The sequence below is a fragment of the Butyricicoccus sp. AM78-15b2TA genome, assembly GCF_027665985.1.
Taxonomy (GTDB): Bacteria; Bacillota; Clostridia; order Oscillospirales; family Butyricicoccaceae; genus Agathobaculum; species Agathobaculum butyriciproducens.
Window position 1 is genome coordinate 35,556 of sequence record NZ_JAQEHY010000008.1, and the last position, 20,862, is coordinate 56,417.

The 20,862-nt window shown below is 57.1% G+C and carries 18 protein-coding genes; 15 read left to right on the forward strand and 3 right to left on the reverse strand.

Translation table 11 applies throughout. From position 1 onward, the window contains the following. Positions 1–12: 12 nt before the first annotated feature. Complete coding sequence (locus PGS25_RS09045; protein WP_270383585.1) at positions 13–1,383, reverse strand: Mur ligase family protein; 1,371 nt, start codon at positions 1,381–1,383, stop codon at positions 13–15. A gap of 1,158 nt (positions 1,384–2,541) precedes the next feature. Here PGS25_RS09045 and PGS25_RS09050 point away from each other — a divergent pair. Continuing rightward, positions 2,542–3,105 carry a manganese efflux pump MntP gene (locus PGS25_RS09050; RefSeq protein WP_118360852.1) on the forward strand — a complete coding sequence of 188 codons (564 nt, stop codon included), beginning with the start codon at positions 2,542–2,544 and terminating at the stop codon, positions 3,103–3,105. Positions 3,106–3,162: 57 nt separating this feature from the next. Here PGS25_RS09050 and fabD read toward each other — a convergent pair whose 3' ends face one another. Then, positions 3,163–4,080 carry an ACP S-malonyltransferase gene (fabD, locus tag PGS25_RS09055; RefSeq protein ID WP_270383583.1) on the reverse strand — a complete coding sequence of 306 codons (918 nt, stop codon included), beginning with the start codon at positions 4,078–4,080 and terminating at the stop codon, positions 3,163–3,165. A gap of 202 nt (positions 4,081–4,282) precedes the next feature. On the opposite strand from fabD, the gene PGS25_RS09060 reads away from it, so the two are divergent. From PGS25_RS09060 to acpP, 10 genes are all read left to right on the forward strand, one after another. After that, complete coding sequence (locus PGS25_RS09060; protein WP_270418364.1) at positions 4,283–5,272, forward strand: beta-ketoacyl-ACP synthase III; 990 nt, start codon at positions 4,283–4,285, stop codon at positions 5,270–5,272. Positions 5,273–5,424: 152 nt separating this feature from the next. Further along, a complete protein-coding gene (gene fabK / locus PGS25_RS09065; RefSeq protein WP_270418365.1) occupies positions 5,425–6,372 on the forward strand; it encodes an enoyl-[acyl-carrier-protein] reductase FabK in 948 nt (315 codons plus the stop codon). A 63-nt stretch (positions 6,373–6,435) separates the two neighbouring features. Next, on the forward strand, positions 6,436–7,164 hold the full coding sequence (gene fabG / locus PGS25_RS09070) for a 3-oxoacyl-[acyl-carrier-protein] reductase (RefSeq protein WP_195386230.1): 729 nt from the start codon (positions 6,436–6,438) through the stop codon (positions 7,162–7,164). A gap of 226 nt (positions 7,165–7,390) precedes the next feature. Next, complete coding sequence (fabF, locus tag PGS25_RS09075) at positions 7,391–8,620, forward strand: beta-ketoacyl-ACP synthase II (protein WP_270418367.1); 1,230 nt, start codon at positions 7,391–7,393, stop codon at positions 8,618–8,620. A 2-nt stretch (positions 8,621–8,622) separates the two neighbouring features. Further along, complete coding sequence (accB, locus tag PGS25_RS09080; protein WP_118728946.1) at positions 8,623–9,096, forward strand: acetyl-CoA carboxylase biotin carboxyl carrier protein; 474 nt, start codon at positions 8,623–8,625, stop codon at positions 9,094–9,096. Positions 9,097–9,414: 318 nt separating this feature from the next. Next, positions 9,415–9,840, forward strand: a complete 426-nt coding sequence (gene fabZ, locus PGS25_RS09085; protein WP_199667351.1) for a 3-hydroxyacyl-ACP dehydratase FabZ — start codon at positions 9,415–9,417, stop codon at positions 9,838–9,840. 20 nt (positions 9,841–9,860) lie between these two features. Beyond that, a complete protein-coding gene (accC, locus tag PGS25_RS09090; RefSeq protein WP_270418368.1) occupies positions 9,861–11,204 on the forward strand; it encodes an acetyl-CoA carboxylase biotin carboxylase subunit in 1,344 nt (447 codons plus the stop codon). A gap of 121 nt (positions 11,205–11,325) precedes the next feature. Then, positions 11,326–12,201, forward strand: a complete 876-nt coding sequence (accD, locus tag PGS25_RS09095) for an acetyl-CoA carboxylase, carboxyltransferase subunit beta (RefSeq protein ID WP_117488860.1) — start codon at positions 11,326–11,328, stop codon at positions 12,199–12,201. 19 nt (positions 12,202–12,220) lie between these two features. After that, positions 12,221–13,012: an acetyl-CoA carboxylase carboxyltransferase subunit alpha gene (locus tag PGS25_RS09100; protein ID WP_117751498.1), complete on the forward strand. Its 792-nt coding sequence runs from the start codon at positions 12,221–12,223 to the stop codon at positions 13,010–13,012. 5 nt (positions 13,013–13,017) lie between these two features. After that, positions 13,018–13,242 carry an acyl carrier protein gene (gene acpP / locus PGS25_RS09105; protein WP_110435152.1) on the forward strand — a complete coding sequence of 75 codons (225 nt, stop codon included), beginning with the start codon at positions 13,018–13,020 and terminating at the stop codon, positions 13,240–13,242. 72 nt (positions 13,243–13,314) lie between these two features. Here acpP and PGS25_RS09110 read toward each other — a convergent pair whose 3' ends face one another. Continuing rightward, on the reverse strand, positions 13,315–14,424 hold the full coding sequence (locus PGS25_RS09110; RefSeq protein ID WP_270418369.1) for a stalk domain-containing protein: 1,110 nt from the start codon (positions 14,422–14,424) through the stop codon (positions 13,315–13,317). Positions 14,425–14,657: 233 nt separating this feature from the next. On the opposite strand from PGS25_RS09110, the gene typA reads away from it, so the two are divergent. From typA to PGS25_RS09130, 4 genes are all read left to right on the forward strand, one after another. Continuing rightward, the gene (gene typA / locus PGS25_RS09115; RefSeq protein WP_118285709.1) at positions 14,658–16,484 is read left to right on the forward strand and encodes a translational GTPase TypA; all 1,827 of its coding nucleotides are present in this window, start codon (positions 14,658–14,660) and stop codon (positions 16,482–16,484) included. A 267-nt stretch (positions 16,485–16,751) separates the two neighbouring features. Continuing rightward, entirely contained in the window at positions 16,752–17,138 is a 387-nt protein-coding gene (locus tag PGS25_RS09120; RefSeq protein ID WP_118478380.1) for a RidA family protein, read from the forward strand. 663 nt (positions 17,139–17,801) lie between these two features. Continuing rightward, positions 17,802–19,049, forward strand: a complete 1,248-nt coding sequence (locus PGS25_RS09125) for a DapH/DapD/GlmU-related protein (protein WP_270418370.1) — start codon at positions 17,802–17,804, stop codon at positions 19,047–19,049. Positions 19,050–19,113: 64 nt separating this feature from the next. Next, on the forward strand, positions 19,114–20,073 hold the full coding sequence (locus PGS25_RS09130) for a ribose-phosphate pyrophosphokinase (RefSeq protein WP_117488850.1): 960 nt from the start codon (positions 19,114–19,116) through the stop codon (positions 20,071–20,073). Positions 20,074–20,862 lie beyond the last annotated feature (789 nt).

Genomic DNA, 20,862 nt, shown 5'->3' on the forward strand with positions numbered 1-20,862 from the left:
CAGTTGCCCCCCTTATTCGTAGAACGCCTTGACGTCTGTGTGTTTGCTGATCTCACCGCGCAGGTCGAACATGGCGGTGTACGTCGGCATAAGGAACGCCGGTGTCTCATCCGAGCCGATCTCGGTCAGCAGCTTGTCGTACTCGCGGATAACCTCGATACGCTCGGGGGCAAAGCCTGCGTACTTGAGACGCAGCGCCATATCATCCGCACGCACGCCGGAAACCAGTACGCGTGTAAAGCGCACCTGCTGGTCAGCGAGTGCCTCAAAATCCACGTCCCAGATCCAGCTGATGTCCGTGCCGTCCGCGAAGCGGTCGTTGAGCAGGAACGCCAGCTTGTAATTGCCCTCGTCGTGCGCGATTAGGTTGATGACCTGATTGAAGCCGGCAGGATTCTTGACCAGCATCATGCGCGCCTGTGCCTGACCGAGCTTGAACTGCTCGGCACGGCCGAAGCCGCACTCAAACTGCGAAAGTGCGCTGACGGCGGTCTGCTCGTCGATGCCGACAACATGCGCGACAGCGGCTTCTGCGGCGGCGTTGTAGATGTTGTAGCCGCCCGGCAGGTTGACGTGTACCTCGTGCTCGTGACCGAAGATGTCCAGTATGATGTCGGACGAGTCCGCACCGGTGGCGAGCACCTTGGTAACAGCGACCTGCGGCGTCTGGCGGTGGTAGCCGCACTTCGGGCAGCGGAAGCCGCCGAGATGGCCGTAGGTGATGTAGTCGTACTCATATTCGGTCTTGCAGTGGATGCAGTACGGTGCGTCGGACAGCTCGTGAGCGGTCTCCTTGTAAATCGGGACATTCACGCCGAACCAGACGATCTTGTTCGGCACGCTGTCCGCAAGGGAAGCGGTGAGCGAGCAGTCCGCGTTCAGGCAGAGCGTTGCATTCGGCACATGCGTGATACCCTCGCGGATGGCGTTGAGCGTGTGCGTAATTTCGCCGTAGCGGTCAAGCTGGTCGCGGAAAATGTTGTTGACGACCAGACATTCGACCGGCAGGTATTCACTCGTTTTGCGGAAGGCCGCCTCGTCACATTCGATGAGCGCGTGCGTGTACGGGCATTTGCCGGACAGGGTGGCGTGCTGCGCGAATACCGCGATGATGCCGGTCAGCAGGTTCGCGCCCGACTTGTTGGAGAAATATTTGAGTCCCGCATCGGCAAACGCCTGCTCGATCATGCGGGAGGTGGTGGTCTTGCCGTTCGTGCCGGTCACGACCGTGACCTTTACGCCGCGCGACAGCTCACCCAGAATATTTTTATCAATTTTCAGTGCCAGCTTGCCCGGCAGGTTGGTGCCGCCGCGTCCCAGCTTGCGCAGAACAGCGCCCGATGCCTTGCACACCAGCACCGCCAGTCTGGTTTGGAGTTTCATTGTTGTAACCTCTTTTTTCAAGTCATATAAAATAAGTATAGCGCATTTTGCGGCATTGCACAAGGGAAAACGTCAGGAGAGCTGATCGGCGTGCACTTTTCGAGCGAAGATTTCTCGGCACAGACTTTCCGGTGTGCCCGAACCGTGTGAACGGTTCGCCGTTTCTGGGCGAAGAGTGCGCTGTGGCACAGCGGGGGACTGCGGCACTCGCCGCGGGAAATTGCGGCACTCGCCGCGGGAAATTGCGGCACTCGCCGCGGGAGCATAAGAGGGTAGACACCTGCGGTTTCCACCCTCTTATGAATCACCCCTTTCCCTTGGAGGGTCTGGCGCAGATTGCCGACATGTGACCGCTGCGAAAAAAGGGGAACGGCAGAGGATTTTTTCTTCCGCGCGGTATCCGCATATTCGCATTTCGGCTATGTTACTGCTACACAGGCGGTTTACTCCACGCAGGCGCGGCATATCCGTGCCGCGCAATTCGTTAGCGCGTTATGATGGACAGGGCCTGCGAGGATAAATTGCACCGAACGCCTAATCCGTAGGTGCTGTCCGCAAACTCCAGACTTACGAGTTGCGCGGCACGGGTATGCCGCGCCTGCGGAAAGTAGCCGGTATGTGTAGCAGTAATCTGTCTGTGAACTGCGAAAAGGCGGAGCAAGACACGCTGAGGTAACCCGACTGCCGCGTCCTTTTCCTGCTTACGCAGTCTACCGTCTGCACCCAAGGTAGTAGGGAAAAGGGGAGATTCACAAGAGGGTGGAAAACCGCAGGTTGTCTACCCTCTTGTGCGCCTGCCGCGCGTAGCGGCAATTCCCCGCTGTGGTTCACGGCAAAGCTCCCCGCCCGGACAGGGCGAACCGCCTGCGCGGTTCGGGCACACCGGACAGCCTGTGCCGCCGTTTCCGTATCGGCTTTTCGGTTTGCATAAGGCAACAATTTTGCCCGCATATTGACTTTCGGCTGCGCATATGCTATCATAAAGCGCAATAAGGGAGTAGTCGGCGCGGTTGTTCCGCCGCGCGGCAGAGCCAACATACTGGGGAGGACGCTCCTCTGGTTTTGCATGAAATGACGAGACTTATCTGTTCTACGCGGCAGATGGGTCTTTTTTTGTGCCTGTTTTCCGCCGGATAAACGACTGAGGAGGACAAGAAAATGGGTTTGCTGGAGTTGTTTTTGATCGCAGTCGGTCTGTCGATGGACGCGTTCGCGGTGTCTGTCTGCAAGGGACTGAGCGTGCGCACGCTCAAGGCTAAGCACGCGGTCATCTGCGGACTGTATTTCGGCGGTTTTCAGCTTTTAATGCCGCTCATCGGCTATGCACTCGGCGTGCGTTTTCAGTCGCTCATCACAAGCATTGATCACTGGATCGCCTTCGTGCTGCTGGGGCTTATCGGCGCAAACATGGTGCGCGAGTCGCGCGAGCACGATGACGAAAGCGTCAGCGATTCGTTCCGCTTTATGACCATGCTGCCGCTTGCGGTTGCCACGAGCATTGACGCGCTTGCGGTCGGCGTGACGTTTGCGTTCCTGCAGGTCGATATCGTTCCGGCGGTGTCGTTCATCGGTGCAACCACGTTTGTGCTGTCGTGCATCGGCGTGAAGATCGGCCATGTGTTCGGCACAAAGTACAAGTCCCGCGCAGAGCTGTTCGGCGGTATCGTGCTGATTTTGATGGGTCTCAAAATCCTGCTGGAGCATTTGGGTTTTCTGGGATAACAAAAGGCACCTCAATGAGGTGCCTTTTTACTGTCTCTATGCGTTTTCAGTCGAAAATCATTCGGCTGCAGCCTGTACGCCCGCCATATCCTGCACGGTCTTGCAGGTCAGCTCCTTGCTGATCTTGCCCGCAAAGCCGGTCAGCGTCTTGCCCGGACCGATCTCGCACGCCGAGGTCAGACCGGCAGCCATGCCGTTCTTCACCAGCTGCGTCCAGCGAACCGGAGAGATCATGTGCTGCTCGAGGTGTGCCGGCAGGTTGGAGCAGTCGTAAACCTTGCCGTCGAGGTTGGAGTAAATATCCATCTTCGGTGCGGAGAAGGTAAAGTCCGCAACGTAAGCGCGCAGCTCCGCGGCAGCCTTTGCCATCAGCGGGGTGTGGAATGCACCGGATACCGCAAGCGGGAGCGCACGGCGTGCGCCGGCAGCCTTGCAGTTTTCGATCGCCTCTGCGAGAGCCGCCTTTTCACCTGCGATAACGAGCTGACCCGGGCAGTTGTAGTTTACCGGACGAACCACGCCGGAGGTCACCTTCGCGCAGGCTTGTTCAATTACGCTGTCCTCCAGACCGAGGATAGCCGCCATGCCGCCGTCGATCGAGTCTGCTGCCTGCTGCATCAGCTTGCCGCGCATGGAAACGATCTTCACGCCGTCTGCGAGGGAAACAACGCCTGCAGCCGCCAGTGCGGTGTATTCACCGAGCGAGAAGCCTGCCGCTGCCTTGAATTCCACGCCTGCTTCCTTCAGTGCAGCCCAGGCTGCCATGGAATGGGTGAAAATTGCAATCTGGCTGTTCTCCGTGCGGGAGAGCGTTGCCTTGTCGCTCTCAAAGCACAGCTTGGCTACATCCAGACCGGCGCCTTCGCTTGCTTCCTCAAAAACCAGCTTGGCAGCCTGCGAGTTCTCATAAAGATCCTTGCCCATGCCGGGGGCCTGTGCGCCCTGACCCGGGAAAAATGCAAAACCGTAGTTCACGTTTCGTTCCTCCAAAATAATAATCAAACGCTGACAGCACCGTATTTTAATAGATATTTTCGCACAAAGTGTTGCTAAATAATAACGGTCTGTCTTGACAATCTACTGTGCTTTTATTATAATAGTCGGAGAATACTTTGTCAATCTAACTATTGTCGCTTTTCCACGCTTTTTGGGAGAGCGATTTGGACTTTTTAGGAGCGTGGAAATCATCAACAGTAAACTGATCGGCACGGGCGCCTGCATTCCGGATTTTGTCCTGACCAACGCCATGCTGGAAAAAATGGTAGATACCAGCGATGAGTGGATCGTGCAGCGCACCGGTGTGCGCGAACGCCGCATCGCAAAGAATACACATACATGGGAGCTGGCGCTCGGTGCCGCACAGGACGCACTCGCGGATGCAGGCATCACCGCAGAGGAGCTTGACCTCATTCTTGTCAGTACCTGCTCGCCGGATACCAACACGCCGAATACGGCGTCTATCCTGCAGGACAAGCTGGGGGCGCGTCAGGTCGGCGCGTTCGACATCAACAACGCCTGCACCGGCTTTGTCTCCGCGACCGACATTGCGGACAGCTACATTAAATCCGGCAAGGCAAAGACCGTGTTGGTTGTATCGGCGGAAACGCTTTCGCGCATCGTGGATTACACCGACCGCTCGACCTGCATTCTGTTCGGCGACGGTGCCGCTGCGGCCGTTTATCAGGCGACCGAGGACGAATCGGTCGGCATTCTGTCCACCTTCACCGCGGCAGACGGCTCGGGTGCAGAGTACCTGCACATGGAAGCCCTGCCGGTCGAGGATCCGCTTTCCGGCGACCGCACGGTGGACCCGAAGGCGCGTTTCCTGAAAATGCAGGGTGCACCGGTCGTGCGCTTCACCGCAAGAGCCGTACCGCTTGCGATCGACACCGCGCTCAAGCGGGCAGGCGTCACCGCAGAGGAAATCGACTGGGTGGTGCCGCATCAGGCGAATCTGCGTATTCTGGATGTTATTGCACGCAGATATCATCTGCCGAAGGAGAAGATCTACGTCAATATGGACCGTTTCGGCAATACCTCGTCGGCAAGCGTGCCGATCTGCCTGAACGAAATGCGTAAGAACGGCCTGCTGCACGAGGGACAGACCATTGTCTGCACCGGTTTCGGCGGAGGCTTGACTTATGGCGCATTTGTGATTAAACTATAATATTGGATAAATCCGGACGGTTCTTGCAGCCGTCCGGCATTATCTGTTAGACAAATTTAAGGTAAATTGTCTAAAATATGCACGCTGTCTATTATTTGCGTTAAAATATGTTATAATAATTTACTACCTATTAAAAAGGGGAGAACAAACCTATGAAAACCAAGATCACAGAACTTCTCGGTATCGAATATCCGATCGTGCAGGGCGCTATGGCGTGGATCGCGGAGCACCATCTGGCTGCTGCGGTTTCCAAGGCAGGCGGTCTGGGCATTATCGCGGGCGGCGCGGCTCCGGTCGATTACATCCGTGAGGAGATCCATAAGGCGCGTGCCATCACGGACAAGCCGCTCGGTATGAACATCATGCTGCTCTCCCCGAATGCGGACGATCTGGCACAGCTGGCCATCGACGAGAAGATCGAAGTGCTGACCACCGGCGCAGGTAATCCGGGCAAGTATATTGCGGACTGGAAGAACGCAGGCATTAAGGTTATGCCGGTCGTTGCTTCGGTTGCACTGGCAAAGCGCATGGAGCGCGCAGGTGCAGATGCGGTTATCGCAGAGGGTATGGAAGGCGGCGGCCACATCGGTGAGCTGACCACCATGCCGCTCGTTCCGCAGGTCGTAGACGCACTGAGCATTCCGGTCATCGCCGCAGGCGGCATTGCGGACGGCCGCGGCATGGCAGCTGCTATGATGCTCGGCGCCGAAGGTGTACAGTGCGGCACCGTGTTCCTCACCTCCAACGAATGTTATATCTCGGATAAGTACAAGGAGCTCGTCCTCAAGGCTACCGACATTTCGACCGTTGTTACCGGTCGTCCGTCCGGTCATCCGGTGCGTTCGCTCAAGACCCCGATGGCGCGCAAGTGCCTCGAGCTCGAGAAGCAGAACACCGATGCCTCTCTTGAGGAGCTTGAGAAGGCAACCGCCGGTTCGCTGCGCAAGGCCGTGCAGGACGGCAACTATGAGGAGGGCACCTTTATGTCCGGTCAGATTGCGGGTATGCTCAAGGAGCTGCATCCGTGCGAGGAGATCCTCAAGGGCATGACCGCGCAGGCAGAGGACCTTCTGAAGAACGCTTACAAGAGATTTGAATAAGAGCGGAGAGTGAAGAGATACGAAAACTCCTCACTCCTGCCTGTCTATAGAATGGAGTAAACAATGAGTTTAGCAATCGTAACCGGCGGTTCCCGCGGCATTGGCGCGGCAATCGCGGAAAAGCTGGCGCAGGACGGCTTCGACGTCCTCATCAACTGTGCGTCCTCGGTCGAAAAGGCTGAGGCTGTGGCGGAGAAGTGCCGCGCGCACGGCGTCAACGCTTATGTGAAGAAGTGGGATGTTGCGGACTATGACGCCTGCAGCACCGCGCTCAAGGAAATTAAGGAAGAGATCGGCGTACCGTTCGTTCTCGTCAACAATGCGGGCATCACCCGCGACGGTCTGATGGTTCGCATGAAGGAGGACCAGTTCGATGCCGTTATCCGCACCAACCTCAAGGGTGCCTTCAACATGCTCAGCCTGTGCGGTGCGATGATGATGCGTGCAAAGCAGGGCCGCATTATCAACATCACCTCGGTTTCGGCGTTCACCGGAAACTACGGCCAGATCAACTACACCGCTGCCAAGGCGGGTATGGTCGGCATGACCAAGACCGCCGCCAAGGAGCTGGGTGCGCGCGGCATTACGGTAAACGCGGTCGCTCCGGGCTGGATCGCCACCGAGATGAGCGACAAGGTGCCCGAGGATATCCGCGAGAACGCCAAGAAGCAGATCGCGCTCGGCCGTTTCGGCAAGCCGGAGGAAATTGCAGGCGTGGTTGCCTTTCTGGCCTCCGACGCTGCAAGCTATATTTCCGGCCAGACGATCATCGCTGACGGCGGACTTTATTAAGGCATCACCGGACAATTCGCCTGCGGCACTTTGCGGTAATTTTCCGCTCTGATGTCGTTCCGGATTTTTGCAATACACAAAGTATTGCTGCAAACCCGCGCCTAATCAGAACGCAAAATTCCTGCGCAAATTGCTCTTGCCGAATTATCCGGTGATACCTTTTTGCTGCGTGGAATAAAAATTGCGATTAGATAAATGCGTGATATTGGAATGAAGGAGCAAATATATGGAACGTGTAGTAATCACCGGCATGGGTGCTATCACTCCGGTCGGCAACGATGTGCCGTCGTTTTGGGAGTCGCTCAAGACCGGCAAGTGCGGCATCGGTCCCATCACCAAGTTTGATGTATCCGATTTTAAGGTAAAGCTGGGTGCAGAGGTCAAGGACTTCGACCCGACCCAGTATATGGAGAAGCGTGAGGCGCGCCGTGCAGACGCAAATGTGCATTACGCAATGGCGGCAGCGATTCAGGCTGTCGAGCAGGCAGGCCTCAAGGAAGGCAATTTCAATCCCTATCGCACGGGCGTTATCTTCGGCTCGGGCGTAGGCGGTCTGCACGTTGCCGAGCAGGAGGTCCCGAAGCTGCTCGAAAAGGGTCCCGGCCGCGTTTCGCCGTTCGCTATCCCGGAGATGATCGCCAACATCGCGGCGGCTTATATCTCCATGCACTTCGGCTTCAAGGGTGAGAATTTCTGCCCGGTTTCCGCGTGCGCGACCGGCAACCACTCGATCGGTGAGGCAATGCGCGCCATCCGCCACGGCTATCAGGACGTTGTTGTCTGCGGCGGCACGGAGAACGGCATTATCCCGATCTCGATGGCAGGCTTCCAGAACATGAAGGCGGTTCACATGGGCGAGGACCCGACGGCGGCTTCCATCCCGTTTGATGCACGCCGTTCCGGCTTTGTCATGGGCGAAGGCGCAGGCTGTCTCGTACTCGAGAGCCTGACGCACGCACAGCAGCGCGGCGCGACCATTCTGGCAGAGGTGGCAGGCTACGGTGCTTCCGGCGACGCTTACCACATCACCAGCCCGTCTCCGGACGGCGATGCGGCTGCACACGCTATCCGCGGTGCCATTGAGGATGCCGGTCTGACCCCGGCTGACGTTGACTATATCAACGCGCACGGCACCTCGACCCCGCTCAACGAGAAGTACGAAACCATCGCCATCAAAAAGGCGTTCGGCGACGAGGCTTACAACGTGAAGGTATCCTCCACCAAGTCCATGACCGGCCATCTGCTGGGCGGCGCGGCTGCGGTTGAGGCCATTGCCTGCGTTATGGCAATCCGCGAGGGCATTGTACCGCCGACTATCGGCTACAAGGAGCCGGATCCGGAGTGCGATCTGGATATCACTCCGAACAAGGCGGTTGAGATGCCGATCAATGTTGCCATCTCCAACTCGCTCGGCTTTGGCGGCCACAACGCCTGCATCCTGATCAAGAAGGTATAAAAATGGACATCAAAGAATTGAAAGACATCGCGCTTGAGCTGATGGACGCGCTGGCTGCAAAAAAGCTGGGCGAGGTCGAGCTCGAACTGGATGACGTAAAAATCAAGATCAAGGCAGCTGAACCGGCTCCCGTGATCGCTGCAGCATCGGTAGCAGCGGCGGCACCGGCAGCGGCGCCGGCGGCAGCACCCGCAGCGGAGAGCGCAGACGCGGCACCGGCGGCAGAGGAGCAGCTCCCGGCCGGCACGCAGGTGAAGAGCCCGCTGGTCGGCACGTTCTACTCTTCTCCCTCGCCGGACGAACCGCCGTTCGTGCTGGTCGGTCAGCAGGTGAAGGAGGGCGATACCCTCTGCATCATCGAGGCGATGAAGATCATGAACGAGATCAAGGCACCGTGCGACGGCAAGATCATCCGCATTATGGCACAGCCGGGCGATATGGTTGAATACAACCAGGTGCTCTGCGTAATCGAATGACGCTTATAGGGGGCTTCACAAGCCCCCTATATACGAAAACAGGTTCCGTGGAAACCAGTTTTCGATACCCGAATGTCGCCGCGCGCAGTGCGACCAAGAAGTCGCACAAGGATAGCGCCCAAGACGGCTGAGTCGGGGTGTAAAAACCCAGCGCTAACCTTGCGCGACGCCGTTCGCGCTGCGCCGCACATGTCGCGGGTTTTTACGAAGCGCAAGGCGCTTCTATTTCATGCGCAATGCAAAGCATTGCGGTTTTACCGCATAATTAGTGCTGTATTGCGTGTTTTACTTGCATTTTGTAAGGAGAGGGATTATAATATGCTGAACAAAGAACAGATCATGGAGATCCTTCCGCACCGTCCGCCGATGCTTCTGGTGGACGAGATTCTCGAAATGGACGAGAACCATGTAGTCGGTGCGCTGCACCTGACCGGTGACGAGTTCTTCTTCCAGGGCCACTTTCCGGGCAACCCGATCATGCCCGCGGTGTTCCGTCTGGAGGCGCTCGCGCAGGCAGGCGGCGTAGCGCTGCTGTCTCTGCCCGAATTCAAGGGCAAGACTGCGGTCTACACCGGCATTGACAAGGCGAAATTCCGCGCAATGGCAAAGCCGGGCGATACCCTTCGTCTGGAAGTTACCTTCACCAAGCGCCGCGGCCCGATGGCAGTAGCCGAGGGCGTTGCCTGGGTCGGTGACGAGAAGGCCGCCGAAGCGGAGATCAAATGCATGGTCATCAATGACTGAGGCGGGAGAGAGCTAATCGAATGTTTCAGAAGGTACTCATTGCGAACCGCGGCGAGATTGCGGTCCGCATTATTCAGGCCTGCCGTGATTTAGGCATTATCTCGGTGGCCGTTTACTCCGAGGCTGACCGCGAAGCGCTGCACGCGCAGATCGCGGACGAAGCGGTCTGCATCGGTCCGGCCCGTGCGGCGGACAGCTACCTGAATATGGATAATATCATTTCGGCGGCGTTGGCTTCCGGCTGTCAGGCCATTCATCCGGGCTTCGGCTTCCTGTCCGAGAATCCGGATTTTGCCGAGCGCATCACGCAGGCCGGTCTGGCGTTTATCGGCCCGACTGCGGCAACCATCCGCCTGATGGGCGACAAATCCGAGGCAAAGCGCAACGCGATCGCCGCAGGCGTTCCGGTCGCGCTCGGCACGGACGGCCCGCTGCGCGATTTTGACGAAGCCATCTCCGAGGCCGAGCGCATCGGCTATCCGGTCATGCTCAAGGCGGCATCCGGCGGCGGCGGCAAGGGCATACGCGTGGCCGAGAGCGTCAAGGACCTCAAGGACGCGTACGACAGCGCCGCTGCAGAGGCTATCGCCAACTTCGGTGACGGCCGCCTGTACATGGAAAAATATATTCACAATCCGCGCCATATCGAGGTGCAGATTCTGGGCGATAACTACGGTAACGTGGTGCACCTGTTCGAGCGTGAGTGCTCGGTGCAGCGCCGCCACCAGAAGCTGATCGAGGAAAGTCCGTCGGCTTTCGTCACGCCCGAGCTGCGCGAGAAGATGACCTCGGCGGCTGTTGCGCTGGCAAAGCGCGTCGGCTACCGAAACGCGGGTACGATCGAATTTCTGGTCGATAACGACCGCAATTTCTACTTCTGCGAGATGAACACCCGCATTCAGGTCGAGCACCCGGTCACCGAGGAGGTCACCGGCGTAGATCTGGTCTGCGAGCAGCTTCGCGTGGCGGCAGGCGAGCCGCTGTCCTTCCGGCAGGAGGATCTGACCATCCGCGGTCACGCCATCGAGTGCCGCATCAATGCGGAGGACCCGTCGAGAAACTTTGCACCCTGTCCGGGCACACTGGTGTCCTTGCATCTGCCGGGCGGTCCCGGCGTGCGCGTGGATTCCGCGGCTTATCAGGGATATAAGATTCCGCCGTTTTACGATTCCATGATCGGCAAGCTGATCGTCTATGGCGCCGACCGTGAGCAGGCTATCGTTCGTATGCGCCGCGCCCTCGCGGAGATGCTGTTTGAGGGTGTTGTGACCGCAACCGACTATCAGATGCACATCCTGTGCTCGAAGGCGTTTGTGGAAGCAAACTTTAATGTTAATTCCATCGCAAACGGCGATTTTGACTAAATCATTTATTATGGTATAATAGGTTTAGCACAGGAATAATTGAATCCGAAGATTTTGTACTACGGAGGATTTCAAAGGCGGTACCGTGCGGTACTGCCTCCACCAGAAAGGGGAGTTACGCATGGGTCTGATCGACCTGTTTCAAAAAACACGCGAGACCTCTATGGAAATGAAACCGCAGGAGGACGAAGCGGCCAAGGTCGTAACCTGCAAGGGCTGCGGCGCAGAACTGAAGGCGTATGCCTACGGCAAGAATCTGTATGTGTGCCCGCACTGTGGACGCTACGGACGACTGCTCGCGCGCACGCGCATCCGTCAGATCGCGGATAAGGACAGCTTTGAGGAGCTGTACGCCAATCTGGCACCGGCGGACCCGATCCACTTCCCGGGATACGCAGAGAAAACGGCAGTGCTGGCTGAAAAGGTCGGCATGCCGGACGCAGTCAAGACCGGCGTGTGTAAGATCGGCGGCGTGGAGACCGCGATCGGCGTCATGGACAGCCATTTCATGATGGCGTCTATGGGTTCGGTCGTCGGTGAAAAACTGACCCGCCTGTTCGAGTACGCGACCGAAAAGGGTCTGCCTGTCGTGCTGTTCACCTGCTCCGGCGGTGCGCGCATGCAGGAGGGCATGTTTTCGCTCCTGCAGATGGCAAAGGTGTCCGCGGCGGCGCGCCGTCACTCGGACGCCGGACTGCTGTATATCACCGTGCTGACCGACCCGACTACGGGCGGCGTTACCGCGTCGTTCGCCATGCTGGGCGATATTATCCTCGCGGAGCCGCGCACGACCATCGGCTTTGCCGGCCGCCGTGTTATCGAGGGAACCATCGGTCAGACCCTCCCGGACGATTTTCAGTCTTCGGAGTTCTTGCTATCGCACGGTTTCTGTGATAAAATAGTTCCGCGTAATCAACTCAGAGAAACGCTGGAAAAACTCTTGAAGCTGCACTGCGGCTCCAAGTCCAAGAAATGGCAGGTGTGGCGTCGTGATTAACAAACCCGCAAGTGAAAAAATGCGTATCATCCACGATACCAAGCGCCCGATGATCACGGACTATATCAATGAACTGTTCACTGACTTCACCGAGCTGCACGGCGACCGCTATTTTTCGGACGACCATGCCATCCTCGGCGGCGTTGGCTACTTCAACGGCACACCGGTGACGGTAATCGGCCACCGCAAGGGCCGCACCATTGAGCAGAATATGGACGCCAACTTCGGCATGGCGCACCCGGAGGGCTATCGAAAGGCCCTGCGTCTCGCACATCAGGCGGAGAAATTCCACCGCCCGGTCATCAACTTTGTTGACACCGGCGGCGCGTTCTGCGGCGTTGGCGCTGAGGAACGCGGTCAGGGCGAGGCCATTGCCCGCTGTTTGTATGAGTTTATCGAGCTGAAAACGCCTGTTATCTCTATCGTGACGGGTGAGGGCGGCTCCGGCGGCGCACTGGCGCTGGCGGTTGCGGACCGTGTGCTCATGCTCGAGAACGCCCTGTATTCGGTTATTTCGCCGCGTGGCTGCGCGTCCATTCTCTGGAAGGACCCCAAGCGCGAAGCGGAGGCAGCGGACACGCTGCATATCACCGCGCAGGACCTGTACAGCTTCGGTATGATCGAAGGCATCATTCAGGAGGGCACATCCTCCGCACAGCTTATCCGCAATGTGGCGCGCACGCTGCGCGACCAGCTTGCCGAACTGGATGCTGAGCCGGACATCGACACGATGCTGCAGAAACGGTATGAAAAATTCCGCAGAGTCGGAGTTTTCAGAACAATAAATCAAGAAAGTAATGAAGGAGTGTAAATCCCATGTTTGAAAAGGTATGTGAGATCCTGGCAGACAAGTTTGACGCTGACGCTTCCACCATGACCATGGACACCAAGGTCAAGGAGGATCTGAACGCAGATTCTCTGGACGTTGTAGAGCTGATGATGGACCTCGAGGAGAACTTCGGCGTAACGATTTCCGACGAGGAAGCTGCTAAGATGAGCACCATCGGTGACATCGTAAACTACATCGAAGCAAACCAGTAAGATTTCGTTTTGAGCATGAAAAAGCCACCGTTTCTTTGAAACGGTGGCTTTTTGCTGTGTGCAGCGTGTTTTTTATTTCACAGTCAGGATCATGGTCATGGTGTCCGCGTTCCAATCCACGGAAAAGCCGAGCGCGAAAACGAGGTCGCGCAGCTTGAAGTAGTTGTTGCCGCCGATGGAGTAGGCGGTGAGGGAAAGCGGGTTGCCGTCGAGGTAGACAGCGGCGCTCGTGAGCGAGGCGGCCTTATTGCCGGCGGGCAGGGCAGCCTGTTCGCCGCCGACCGGCGTGTATGCGGTCTTGCTCGTCAGGTCGATGCGCTGCTGGGCGGCGTTCCATGTTACCGCAAACTCGCTGTCCAGACCCTTGAGGGCAGCGGCGAGGTCGCGCAGCTTGAAATAGTTGCTGCCGTTGATGGTATAGGCTGCAAGATTGGCCTTTGCACCGTTGAGCTCGACCTTGTGCTTGGAAACATATGCAGTCGGATTGGTGAGCGTGCGAAGGGAAGTGATGGTGTCGGTCAGCGATGCGCGGGCAGAGCGCACCTCCGGCACATTGTATGGGCTTTCCCAGAAGGAGTAGTGCTCCCATGTCATACCCTTAGTGAAGGCAACCTGTGCGGCACTTAGCTCGTGATAGGTCACGCTTTCGCCGTTGAGCGTACAGATATGGTTACCAGTATCGTCGTCGATGGCATCGGTATAGGTCAGCGCAGTGACGATCTTGCGGCCCTGCTTGGTCAGGTATTTGACGGGGAAGCCGTTCATTATCTCATGGCCGTCCACGAGATAGGCTTTCGTGCCGCCAACATAGAAATCCGCGCACGGCGAAACGTCCGTGCCGAAGTTGCTCACGCCCTCCGGAATATCCAGCGCGTAGATTTTCCCATCCGCATACGAATACATATGCTGCCCGTCCAGACCTGCGCCGCAGTACAGCTCGGGCGTGCCGTCGCCGTCCATATCCACCAGCTTTGCCATTGAGAGGCCGGTCAGCAGTCCCTGAAAGCCGTCATCCGTGCGTGCGGCGGCCTTGCCGTACTTGTTCTGCAGGGTGGTGATCTGATTCAGATACGCCTTTGCGCCCTGCGGCGAAAGCGTGCCGAGGTCAGCCGCGCCTGCGGCGCCGACTGCCATCGCGCCGGTCAGTACGGTGCAGAGCATTGCCTTTCCGATTTTGTTCATAGAGATTCTCCTTCCTTTTATCAGACGCTTGCGTCTTTTCTTTATTGTACGGCAGGAGTAAGCCTGCGTCAACCGGAAAACATGGGGGGATTTCTCAGTCCGGTAAAATATTTTACAATTTAGAGCGGATATATCGCCGTAATTTTGACGATAAAATAGGTGGAAAATGAACGAAAAAACGGGTATAATAAATTCTGTACGAAAATAATCCCGCTGATGGAGGAATAGAATATATGATCCGTAACGATTTACGCAACATCGCCATCATTGCGCACGTTGACCATGGCAAGACTACTCTGGTCGATCAGATGCTCAAGCAGGCTGGCGCTTTCCGCGAAAATCAGGTGGTAGAGGAGCGTGTCATGGACTCGGGCGACATCGAGCGTGAGCGCGGCATTACCATTCTGGCAAAGAACACCTCTGTACATTACAAGGGCGTAAAGATCAACATCGTAGATACCCCGGGCCACGCCGACTTCTCCGGCGAGGTAGAGCGTATCCTCAAGATGGTAGACGGCGTTGTTCTGCTGGTTGACGCAGCAGAAGGCCCGATGCCGCAGACCCGCTTCGTGCTGCAGAAGGCACTGGAGTTCGGTCACAAGATCATCATTGCAATCAACAAGATCGACCGTCCGGACGCTCGTCTCAACGAGATCGGCGACGAGGTTCTCGAGCTGCTGCTCAACCTTGATGCGACCGACGAGCAGCTGGACAGCCCGATCGTTTACTGCTCCGGCCGTGCAGGCACCGCTTCCATGTCCCCGAACGTGGAGGGCAAGGACCTGACCCCGCTGTTCGAGCAGATCCTCGAGCACATTCCGGCGCCGCATGTTGATACCGAAGGCCCGACCCAGATGCTCGTTTCTTCTATTGACTACAACGAGTACGTTGGCCGTATCGGCATCGGCCGTATCGAGCGCGGCTCGATGAAGGTAGGTCAGCAGGTTACCGTCTGCGACTACCACGGCAACACCAAGCCGTACAACGCAAAGCTGGTTACCCTGTACTCCATCGAGGAGCTGGGCCGTCAGCCGATCGAGGAGGCACAGGCAGGCGAGATCGTTTGCTTCTCCGGCATCGAAGGCGTTACCATCGGTGAGACCCTGTGCGACCCCGAGCACGTTGAGGCTCTGCCGTTCGTTAAGATTTCCGAGCCGACCGTTGAGATGACCTTTATGGTCAACGACTCTCCGTTCGCCGGCAAGGAAGGCAAGTTTGTCACCTCCCGCCACCTGCGTGAGCGCCTGTTCCGTGAGCTGCTCAAGGACGTATCCCTGCGCGTAAACGAAACCGACACCACCGACGCATTCCGCGTTTGCGGCCGCGGTGAGATGCACCTGTCCATCCTGATCGAGAACCTGCGCCGTGAGGGCTACGAGTTCCAGGTTGGCGCACCGAAGGCGCTGCTCAAGGAGATCGACGGCAAGACCTGTGAGCCGATGGAGCGCATGATCGCAGACGTTCCGGCAGATGCTGTCGGCGCGATCATGGAGAAGATGGGCTCCCGCAAGGGCGAGCTCGTTTCCATGAACCCGAAGGGCACCGACCGTATGCGCCTCGAGTTCATCATCCCGGCACGCGGCCTGTTCGGCTACCGCACCGAGTTCCTGACCGATACCAAGGGCGAGGGCGTTATGTCCTCCGTATTCAACGGCTATCAGCCGTACAAGGGCGATATCCAGAAGCGCACCACCGGTTCTCTGATCGCGTTTGAGGCCGGCGAGGCTGTCGGCTACGGCCTGTTCAACGCACAGGATCGCGGCCCGCTGTTCATCGGCCCCGGCACGATGGTATACGAAGGCATGATCGTCGGCGAGAACCCGCGCGGCGAGGACATGGCTGTAAACGTCTGCAAGAAGAAGCAGCTGACCAACATGCGTGCATCCGGCTCGGATGATGCGCTGCGCCTGATTCCGCCGCGCCAGATGTCCATCGAGGCGGCACTCGAGTTCATCTCCGACGATGAGCTGCTCGAGATTACCCCGGAGAGCATCCGTATGCGCAAGCGCGTTCTGTCCAACACCGAGCGTCTGAAAAAGACCAAGGGCGGCAAGAAGTAATTGTGGCAACGCCACACGGTTGCATCTTCGGCGCTTTACGGAAATTTTGTGCCTTGATGTTGTTCCGGCTTTTTGCAATACACAAAGTATTGCTGCAAAGCCGCGCCTAATCAAGACGCAAAATTTGCTCGTAAATCGCTCTCGATGAACCGTGCGTCGTTACCACTGGCTACGCCACAATTGCGTTTCTGTGCGGATTTTATGCACAAAAGCACTTATTTCACCCTGTTATCAAAAAATAAAGATATATAAAGGAGAATTCCCACCATGGCTATCAAGGAAGTTCTGCACACTGATCTCGCACCGGCAGCCGTAGGCCCGTACTCTCAGGCAATCGCTGCAAACGGTTTCGTATTTACCTCCGGTCAGGTTCCGATCGACCCGAAGGAGGGCAAGATCGTAGCAACCACCATCGAGGAGCAGACCGAGCAGGTTATGAAGAACCTGCAGTGCGTTCTGGCACAGGGCGGCGTAGGCTTTGACCGTGTTGTCAAGACCACCTGCTTCCTGTCCGACATCAACGACTTTGCTGCATTCAACGGCGTGTACGCGAAGTACTTCCCGGAAGGCGCTCCGGCTCGTTCCTGTGTTGAAGTAGCTGCTCTGCCGCTCGGCGCTAAGGTTGAGGTAGAAGTAGTAGCTGTACAGGGCTAAAAGCCTGCGGCTTTTTCGATTCAAAGGACTTGTCCTTTGAATCGAGGGACGGTGTCGCCGCGCGTGTCCGTTTCACGGACAGGGCGGGAACACCTGTTGCAGCAAAACACCCCGAAAACTTTCCGGTTTTCGGGGTGTTTTACTGTTTGTTAAGGCAATACCGCATAATTGAACAAGAGTGATTTGCGAGTAAATTTTGCGTACTGACGAGGCACAGTTTTGCGGTAATACTTGATGTATTACCGTGAAACTGCAACAAAGTCAGGACACAAAATTTCCGCAAAGCACCGCAGTCTTAATTGTGCGGTGTTGCCTTAAAAATGGCAGGCGCATGTCCTGCCATTTTCGTTGCGCACGCGCTTCATTTTATGCCGCGAACGTGGTTCGCGGTTGGCGTGATCTTCACTCCCCACACGAATTCGCCATCCTCCATTCCGACTCGCTGAGAGCCGCCTGCGGCGGTGGGTATCTCAATTTTCCATTACTTGATTTCCCACCAAAACGCTTGCTTTGCGGCCTTTGTATGCAAACGGCGAAAAATATTATGCGGTGAGAAGAAATTTATCGAAAAATGATAATGCAATTTGCGGCATACTGTTGTATAATAAAGCTATATCGGAAAATCTGGTCGTATGACCCTTGAGAAACGAAAGGATTTCTGCGATGAATAAAGTAAATGCCGTCATGGTTGGCGGCCTGTTTGACGAAAGCGGCATTTCTGCCTTTGCGCGTCCGGTGCTGTTCGGCACTGCGGGTGATGCAATGCGGGATGCGCTGCCTGATGCGGTAGAGGCGTGCTTCTTTGCGCACGACGACAGAGAGCCTGCCGTTGCCGGCGCACAGGACATCGCGCTTGATGCCGCAAATCGTTTTGCCTCGCTGGCTGCGCTGCCGGAGAGCGAGCACGTTCTGGTGCTGGCGGCTCCGTTTGCACTGGCAGAGGAGGACGCGCTGTTCCATCTGGCTGAGACGCACCTGAACACCGGTTACGGCGTCAGCGTACTGTCTGCCGAGCAGCAGGGCTTTGACGCGGAAGGTCAGCCGCTGCCGAGAGACAGCCGCTGCTATGCCGCCATGTTCACTTGGGATATGCTGAAAAAGGCACTTGCGAGCGGCGCTGATACGCTCGACGGCCTGGTTGCTGCGGCTGTTGCAGCCGGTGCGCAGAAGGGCATTGCTATCACCAACAAGATTTACGTCATCTGTGACGGCACTGCCGCCTTTATGGCGCAGGTCGAGATGATGCAGCGTGTCAACTATAGCCTGATTAAAAAGGGTGTGCAGATCTTCGATCTGACCAGCACCTACATTGCGCCGGACGCTGATATTGCACCGGGCGCGACCATTCTGCCCGGCTGTCACATCCGTCCCGGCTGCAAAGTCGGCGCGGGCGCGGTCATCGGCCCGAACACCATCCTCGAAAAAGCCGAGATCGGCGCAGGCACCACGGTAAACAATTCGCAGGTTTATGAATCCACCGTCGGCAGCAATACCACGGTCGGTCCGTTTGCCTATATCCGCCCGCAGAGCGTGGTCGGTGACGGCTGCCGCATCGGCGACTTTGTAGAGCTGAAGAAGTCCACCATCGGCAACGGCACCAAGGTTTCGCACCTGACCTATATCGGCGACGCGACCGTTGGTGAGCGCGTCAACTTCGGCTGCGGCACGGTCGTTGTCAACTACGACGGCTATCACAAGTACCGCACCGAGATCGGTGACGACTGCTTCATCGGCTGCAATACCAACCTCGTTTCGCCTGTCAAGCTGGGCGACCGTGCGTTTACGGCTGCCGGTACGACTGTCACCAAGGACGTTCCTGCCGGTGCGCTGAGCGTTGCGCGCGCCCGCCAGACCAATCTTGAGGGCTGGAACGACCGCCGCCGCGCCGCACACGAGAAGGACAAGAAGTAAATCTATAAAACGTATATAAATCCACACGGAACAAAAAATATATTTATATGACGGAGGCAAATCAATGATTTCTCACGGAAAAAACATCAAAATTTTCTCCGGCAACTCCCATCCCGCACTGGCGATGCAGATCGCTTCTGCGCTCGGACTGCCGATCGGCAAGGCTGCCATCTCTACCTTCGCTGACGGCGAAATCTCGGTTTCCATGTCGGAATCCGTTCGCGGCTCGGACGTGTTCCTCGTACAGTCCACCTGCGGTCCGGTAAACAACAACCTGATGGAGCTGCTCATCATGATCGACTCCTGCAAGCGTGCATCGGCAGGCCGTATCACGGCTGTAATCCCGTATTTCGGCTACGCTCGTCAGGACCGCAAGAGCAAGGCACGTGACCCGATCTCCGCAAAGCTGGTCGCAAACCTTATTACCGCTGCAGGCGCTGACCGCGTGCTGACTATGGACCTGCACGCTGCACAGATCCAGGGTTTCTTTGACATTCCGGTGGATAATATGCTCGGTTCTTCCGTTCTGATCCCGTACATTGCGGGCAAGTTCGGCGTCGGCACCGATGATACCGTTATCGTTTCTCCTGATTTGGGCTCGGTTACCCGTGCCCGCAAGTTCACCCAGAAGCTGGATATGCCGCTTGCCATCATTGACAAGCGCCGTCCGAAGGCCAACGTATCCGAGGTTATGAACATCATCGGCAACGTAGAGGGCAAGAAGTGCATTCTGGTTGACGACCTGATCGACACCGCAGGCACGCTCGTGCACGCAGCGGACGCTCTGGTAGAGCGCGGCGGCGCAACCGAGGTTTACGCCTGTGCAAGCCACGGTGTACTGTCCGGTCCGGCGATCGAGCGCATCCAGAACAGCCCGATCAAGGAGCTGACCATCCTCGATACCATCCCGCTGACCAACGACAAGAAGCTGGATAAGATCAACGTTCTGCCGGTTGCACCGGTGTTCACCGAGGCGATCGCGCGTATCTACGAGGAGACGTCCGTATCTACTCTGTTCGATTAAGTTTTTGCATGGAAAAGAGCTGCTGCATGGGTGCAGCGGCTCTTTTTTGTATATATTTTCTGCACCGACCAGCTGGGGGACACGAACTGTCGCAGGCGTGTTCGCCCCTGACAGGGCGGCAGCTTTTTCAGCACCGGCTGAGCGGGGGACTTGAACCGCGCAGGCGGTTCACCCTATCCGGGCGGAGAGTTTTTCGCTGAACCTCAGCGGGGGTGCGCCTACCCGGCGGGCGCACAAGAGGGTAGACACCTGCGGTTTCCACCCTCTTGTGAATCTCCCCTTTCCCTTGGAGAGTCTGGCGCAGATTGCCGACATGTGACCGCTGCGAAATAGGGAACGGCAGAGGTTTTTTTCTTCCGTAGGGGAGCACAGTGTGCTCCCATGTCGAGACATATTCGCAGTGTCAGATACCATTCTGCTACACATGTGGTTTCATCTCCGCAGGCGCGACATACCCGTGTCGCGCAACTCGTTAGTCTGGAGATTACGGAAGGCACCTACGATTTAGGTATTTGGTACAGTTTATCTTCGTAGGCCCTGTCTATTATAACGTGCGAACAAGTTGCGCAACACTGTTATGTTGCGCCTGCGGAGACCCTCCGACCTGTGTAGCAGTACGCTATCTGTGAACTGCGAATATTTCACGAAAGACACGCGACGGTAACCCGACTGTCGTTCCCCCCTGCTTCGCAGCGGTCACATGTAGGCAATCTGCGCCAGACTCGGAAACAAAGGGAAACGGGAGTTAAGAGGGTAGAAACCGTAGGTGTCTACCCTCTTGCCCCTCAC